This is a genomic window from Protofrankia sp. Cr1 (genome assembly GCF_963555865.1).
Taxonomy (GTDB): Bacteria; Actinomycetota; Actinomycetes; order Frankiales; family Frankiaceae; genus Protofrankia.
In genome coordinates this window covers 4426-5843 of record NZ_CAUVXO010000208.1, presented here as the reverse complement: position 1 = coordinate 5843, position 1418 = coordinate 4426, and the positions used below count along the sequence as shown (strand labels likewise).

General features: G+C 66.1%; 1 protein-coding gene. It reads left to right on the top strand.

Annotated features, from left to right (window positions below; all coding sequences use genetic code 11):
* Nucleotides 1-1418 (top strand): aldehyde dehydrogenase family protein (locus U9980_RS16280; RefSeq protein ID WP_322768695.1); only part of this gene is annotated, 1418 nt, incomplete at both ends.

Here is a 1418-nt window from a genome sequence, read left to right as displayed (position 1 = left end):
ACGCAGCACCCGGCCAGCCGGGCAGCCCGGTCTCCTACGCGAGCCGGTACGAGAACTTCATCGACGGCACGTGGGAGCCCCCGGTCAAGGGGCGGTACTTCGAAAACATCACGCCGGTGACCGGCAGGCCGTTCACCGAGGTGGCCCGCAGCACCGCGGAGGACGTCGAGCTCGCCCTCGACGCGGCCCACGGCGCCGCTGCTGCCTGGGGGCGGACCTCGGCCACCGAGCGGTCGAACATCCTTTTGAAGATCGCCGACCGGATCGAGCGGAACCTTGAGGCGCTCGCCGTCGCCGAGGCGTGGGACAATGGCAAGCCGGTCCGCGAGACGCTGAACGCCGACATGCCGCTCGTCATCGACCACTTTCGCTACTTCGCCGGTGCGCTGCGCGCCCAGGAGGGGTCGATCGCCGAGATCGACGAGGACACGATCGCGTACCACTTCCATGAGCCACTCGGCGTGGTCGGCCAGATCATCCCGTGGAACTTCCCGCTCACCCTGGCAGCGTGGAAGCTCGCGCCCGCGCTCGCTGCGGGCAACACCGTCGTACTCAAGCCGGCCGAGCAGACCCCCGCGTCGATCATGAAGCTGATCGAGATCATCGCCGACCTGCTGCCGCCCGGGGTGGTCAACGTCATCAACGGCTTCGGGCCGGAAGCCGGCAAGCCACTGGCGTCAAGCAGCCGGGTGGCGAAGGTGTCGTTCACCGGTGAGACGACCACAGGCCGGCTCATCATGCAGTACGCCAGCCAGAACATCGTCCCGGTGACACTGGAGTTGGGCGGCAAGAGCCCGAACATCTTCCTCTCCGACGTCGCCGCGGCGACCGACGAGTTCTACGACAAGGCGCTCGAGGGCTTCACGATGTTCGCCCTCAACCAGGGCGAGGTCTGCACCGCCCCGTCCCGCGCGCTCATCCAGTCCTCGATCTACGCATCGTTCATCACCGACGCGATCGACCGCACCAAGGCTGTGAAGCAGGGCAATCCGCTCGATACCGAAACCATGATCGGCGCACAGGTGAGCAGCGAACAGCTGGAGAAGATCCTTTCCTACGTCGAGATCGGCAGAGCGGAGGGCGCACGGATCCTCATCGGCGGCGAGCGCGCCGACATGGGCGGCGAATTCTCGGGCGGTTACTACGTCCAGCCGACCATCTTCGAGGGTCACAACCAGATGCGGATCTTCCAGGAAGAGATCTTCGGTCCGGTCCTGTCCGTCACGAACTTCGACGACGCGGACGAGGCCCTGAAGATTGCCAACGACACACCGTACGGTCTCGGTGCCGGTGTCTGGTCACGCGACATCAACACCGCCTATCGACTCGGCCGCGGAATCAAGGCCGGCCGGGTCTGGACCAACTGCTACCACGCCTACCCGGCGCACGCGGCTTTCGGCGGATACAAGCAGTCGGGC